Origin of the sequence: Pseudanabaena sp. lw0831, assembly GCF_016584665.1 — a bacterium.
GTDB lineage: Bacteria > Cyanobacteriota > Cyanobacteriia > Pseudanabaenales > Pseudanabaenaceae > Pseudanabaena.
In genome coordinates this window covers 1-4,609 of record NZ_BBJB01000111.1, presented here as the reverse complement: position 1 = coordinate 4,609, position 4,609 = coordinate 1, and the positions used below count along the sequence as shown (strand labels likewise).

At 41.4% G+C, this 4,609-nt stretch carries 7 protein-coding genes and 1 pseudogene; 4 read left to right on the top strand and 4 right to left on the bottom strand.

Annotation, left to right across the window (positions count from 1 at the left end; all coding sequences use genetic code 11):
- Together APA_RS22595 and APA_RS22590 are read right to left on the bottom strand one after the other, a co-directional pair.
- Positions 1–1,772, bottom strand: a pseudogene (locus tag APA_RS22595) (hypothetical protein); the annotation flags it as partial.
- Between the two features lie 139 nt (positions 1,773–1,911).
- Positions 1,912–2,310 carry a hypothetical protein gene (locus tag APA_RS22590; RefSeq protein WP_201324478.1) on the bottom strand — a complete coding sequence of 133 codons (399 nt, stop codon included), beginning with the start codon at positions 2,308–2,310 and terminating at the stop codon, positions 1,912–1,914.
- Positions 2,311–2,565: 255 nt separating this feature from the next.
- Between APA_RS22590 and APA_RS22585 the strand changes: the two genes are divergently transcribed.
- From APA_RS22585 to APA_RS22570, 4 genes are all read left to right on the top strand, one after another.
- On the top strand, positions 2,566–2,823 hold the full coding sequence (locus tag APA_RS22585; protein ID WP_201324477.1) for a hypothetical protein: 258 nt from the start codon (positions 2,566–2,568) through the stop codon (positions 2,821–2,823).
- Positions 2,820–3,197, top strand: coding sequence for a type II toxin-antitoxin system PemK/MazF family toxin (locus tag APA_RS22580; protein ID WP_201324476.1), 378 nt, complete (start codon positions 2,820–2,822; stop codon positions 3,195–3,197). Before APA_RS22585 ends, APA_RS22580 begins: the two co-directional genes overlap by 4 nt.
- A gap of 178 nt (positions 3,198–3,375) precedes the next feature.
- Positions 3,376–3,600: a hypothetical protein gene (locus APA_RS22575; RefSeq protein WP_201324475.1), complete on the top strand. Its 225-nt coding sequence runs from the start codon at positions 3,376–3,378 to the stop codon at positions 3,598–3,600.
- Positions 3,597–3,983, top strand: a complete 387-nt coding sequence (locus tag APA_RS22570) for a type II toxin-antitoxin system VapC family toxin (protein WP_201324474.1) — start codon at positions 3,597–3,599, stop codon at positions 3,981–3,983. Before APA_RS22575 ends, APA_RS22570 begins: the two co-directional genes overlap by 4 nt.
- A gap of 88 nt (positions 3,984–4,071) precedes the next feature.
- Here the strand turns inward: APA_RS22570 and APA_RS22565 are convergent, their stop codons facing one another.
- Positions 4,072–4,428, bottom strand: a complete 357-nt coding sequence (locus APA_RS22565) for a type II toxin-antitoxin system PemK/MazF family toxin (RefSeq protein WP_201323893.1) — start codon at positions 4,426–4,428, stop codon at positions 4,072–4,074.
- Positions 4,401–4,609: hypothetical protein (locus tag APA_RS22560; protein ID WP_201324410.1), on the bottom strand; the 209-nt coding region annotated here is incomplete at its 5' end. The genes APA_RS22560 and APA_RS22565, both read right to left, overlap by 28 nt.

Sequence of the window (4,609 nt, the reverse complement as noted above, 5' to 3'; positions counted from 1 at the left end):
CCATCGGGGCTAAAACTCACGCTCACGACAGAATTATCATGCCCTTCTAAGCGATTGTATTCACTTTTCTTGTTAAGAGCTTCTTGCAAAGCATTTGTCACCTCTGGACGGATTACTCGTTGACTTTGCAGAATTTTTCCTGCCTTAATTGCTATAACAAAAGCATCCAAGTCCTTGCCTTTATCCAACAGAGACAAAGACGCAGATCCCAGAGCATCAGCAAGATTGAGTTCTGCCTCTTTGGTCTTTTGCCAAGCCATCCACCCCAACCCCGCACTGATCGCCACCGCCACCAACGAACCCGCCGCAATTCGCCTTGCGGTTCTAATCTTTTCATTCTTCTGTCGTTCCGCTTGCGTGACACTAGACTCAATAAACTCGATCGCTACAGCATCCAAATTAGGCAGCGATCCTTCCTTTTGGAGTTCCACAATTCGTGCCAACTTCGAGCCATTCCAGAGTTCGCTATTAGCCTTTTGCAGATCCTTTTGTCCTAACTCATGCCATTGTTTCGCATCCGCATACAAGCGATTTCTAAGGACAATGATCTCCTCCTTTTCCCGAATTAAATCCTGTAACACCTTCCAAGAACGCAGCAATTCCTCATGGGCAACTTCAACCGTCGCTTTGCCACCTTCTCCCTTGCTCACCAAAAGCCGATGATCGATCAGTTGATACAGCACATCTTTTTGAATCGCATCCCCCTCAAAAATTGCTTTGTCAGCCCTTCTACTCACTGCCTCCTTGCCCACCAACTCGATTAACTCTAGAAAAATTTGCTCCGCTACTTTTCTTTCTTGTTCATTAAATTGATCGTAAATCTTGTTCGCCTGTTGCTGAAGTGCGCCCGTCACGCCGCCCAACTCCTGATAAGTCTCGGCATTTAAAACCCTGTCTTGCAGATCGTCCTTATTCCACAATAAATTCAAGGTATATTGCAAAAGCGGCAAAGAACCAGCCTGTTGCTTAAAATCAGCAATAATTTGCTCGATTAATCCCTTTTCAAAGACAACCCCATTTCGAGCCGCAGGTTCCGCGATCGCCAATCTCAGATCGCGATCGTCCATATCTGTGAGCATCAAACTATAGCGATCGTGGAGTTTTCCTAAGTCTGGATAAGGACTTAATTTATCCAGAAAATCCGCCCGCATCGTCAAAATAACTTTAATAGAACTATCCGATTTCTCAATCAATTTAATCAGACTTTTAATAAAAATATCCCGCTCTGTCTTTGGTGTGCGCGTAAACAACTCCTCAAATTGATCGATAAAAATCAACCACTGAGCATCCTGTTTCAAAGATTGCTCGACCTGAATCAGCGTATCTTCTTTAACTGTTTGAGCCAGTTTCGCCTTTGATTTGTATGTAGGTTGGAGAGAAACATAAAAAGACTCAAAGGGATTAACGTCAGGGACAAAAGAGAATAGCTTAAATAGACTCAAACTTGGTTGTTTTTTTAACGCAGGAACTAATCCCGCCTGAATCAGCGATGATTTCCCACTGCCAGATGCGCCCAAAAGCAAAAGCACATTCTTTTGTTTTAAATGCGCTGTTAAATTTTCAATCCAGCGATCGCGTCCAAAAAATTTATCATGATCCTCTACCTCAAACTTCTCCAAGCCCAGATAAGGCGAAGCTTCAATCAGTTGTCTAGCCTGAATCTCAGCATCAGATGATGTCTGAGAAATATAGATGTTGACAGTTCCTTTATTGTCACCAGCAACACCTAAAACATCACCTTCTGTATTCACCTTGGCAAGGTTCTCAGTCACTTTAACCTCTATTAAACTTGATTACTGATAATCGCCCCCTAGCCCCCAATTCTGGGGGAACAAGAAAATAAGATTCTTTCAAAGTCCCCCAGAATTGGGGGATTTAGGGGGCTTAGATACCTTGGTTGCCCTTCTTCGCTCATTTGCCCTTGTTCACATTCCCAACATTAACCGTTCCCGTGTTTGTACCAGCAACACCAAACACATCACCCGCAACCGTTACAGTTGTATTGTATTTCCCTTCTTTAAACCCTTCAGGATCATCTTGCTTCAGTACCTCCTCGGCGGCTCTCAGAATTTCTGCATCGCGATCGATAGCTGCCTCGGTTAATTTCTTCTTGAGTGGCACTTCATAGGTTTCAGGATCTTTTTCATGTTCTTCTAAAACCACTTTTGCCCCGTTATTGTCAGCAAACCTGCGCTTAATCAGTGCCTTTAATCCTTCATAAGCATCCTTAACGCCTTTTTCCGCTACATCCTTAGAAGCAGCAACCGCACCAGCAACTAACGCAGTGAGAATAAGAGAAATTGGCTCCATCGTCTGACTCTCCAAATTATAAGCGATTAAACTTTGTATATTTTATATGAAAAAAGTATTTTTCTACGATTTTTAAAGTTTAAATTACGAGCCTTATCCGTAGACCAATCTGAGATCAGATTAATACTGAGTCTCACATGCGATCGCCTTGTTGAGATAGCGATCGCCTTTTTGTAGAGAATATTAGTGCGATCGCATTTACTACTAAATTTTGCTAAAGTGAGACTAATTTGAGCGTGAATAGAGAAAGATCGAATGAACGCAATTAAAAACGAAATAGTACAACGCTTAGAAATTATCCCTGATGATAAGCTGCGAGAAGTTCTTAGCTTTTTAAATTATTTAGTGTGGCAAACAGAAAATCCTCGAACTCAAGAAGATGCGGATTGGCTAGAGAGCGACTTATCAGGTTTAGACAGCTATGAACCCTATGAATGGCAAGAAGGAGAACTGCAAGAAGGGTTACCCGTTCAATTTATTGCAGAAACAGGAAAAATTAAGATTGACGTATGACAGAGCATATTTTACAAATTGGCGATGTCGTAACAGCAAAATTTCCTAGTCAAAATCCTAGTGGTAGAGAGCAAGAAGGCTACAGACCCGCAATTGTTGTAGGAATCCCCAGCCGATTAGGCAAACTGCGCTTTCCTCTAGTCTTCGTCGTACCCATGACAACGGATCGAGGACAAGAATGGGCTGCAAACTCTCCTGATTTATATGTGCGATTTTCGGCTGGTGTAGCTAATTTAAAATCACCATCAATTGCTCTATTAGATCAAGTTCGCGCAATAGATATTTCTCGCATTGTGGCATATCGTGGCAGCCTCACAACTCAAAAATATGAAGCGATCGCAGAATCCCTTCAGAAGATAATGGAACCAGATTAAAAGTCTCATTGCCATTTGTAGAGATTATTAGTGCGATCACCTTGATAAATTAGCGATCGCCTTTTGTAGAGATTATTGATGCGATCGCCTTGCTGAAATAGAGATCGCAGTTTGCGAAGAATATTAGTGCGATCGCGCTAAAATAACACAAGCAGTATCTTGTAAGGTAGCCAATTATATGCCACTCAAAGAACTCTTAAACGAAGCTAAAAATTTAGACCTTCAGGAACAAATTCAACTAGCCACACAACTATTGCGATGGGTAGAAGTAAAGATTAATCAAAAGCCTCAAGACTCCTCACCCAAACAACTACGCCAAGCAGGACTTGGTTTAGGATCTTGTATATTTACTGCTGATTTTGACGATCCATTACCCGATGAATTTTGGCTTGGAGAGTCATGAAGTTATTGTTAGATACTCACACTTTCATGTGGTGGCATAGCGAACCAGAGTATATTCCTAAAAGCACCCTAACCTTACTTCAAGATCCCAACCATGAAGTAATTCTCAGCGTAGTCAGTCTATGGGAAATGCAAATCAAAATTCAGTTAGGCAAACTTACTCTCAGAGACGATCTAGAACTCATGCTAAAAATTCAGCAGGAGCGAAATAATATCAGTCTAATATCTGTAACGCTTTCTCATATTCTGGAATTAAGAACTTTACCACTACATCATAAAGATCCATTTGATAGAATACTCATAGCTCAATCCAAAGTTGAAAATGCAACTTTAATTAGCCGAGACTCAGTTTTTAAAAGTTATGAATGTTCTGTGATTTGGTGATTGTCATCTTAATAGATTATAGCGATCGCAGTTTGTAGAGAATATTTAGTGCGATCGCGGCGATCGCCTGTTTAGGTATCGTTTTCAATTAAAGTTCTAAATACCTAGCCAAAATCTGTTGTATTTCTTCCAATTGATTAGGCTCTATTTGACCAAGAGCTTGAATCAATCTGCGTTTATCAAAAGTCATTGGATCGACACAAACCACAAAACTATTACTGCTAAGCCCATTAGTAACAGAAGGAATCAAAGGCACAATCACTGGACGTAGGCGATCGCTTGGATTAGCAGAAGTTATCGGTAACACAGTTACCCTACTGCGCTGATTAAAAGCAGTTCCAGAAATAATTACCGCAGGACGAGTTTTGAGAATTTCTGTACCAATCGAAGGATCGAAACACACTTGCCAGATACTTCCTAATCGATAATTGCTGCTTGCTGCCATGCCCTGTCCTCATCATTTAATCCATCTAATTCATCCAGCAACAAACAAGCCTCAACCATCGCCTGCTTTTCCTGCTGCTTCCGCCATGCTTGCAGTAACCCCTCAATAAGCCGACTGCGATTTTCTACGCGATCGTCAACGTAGCGAACTAACTCTTCTGGAAGAGAAATAGATACTTTCA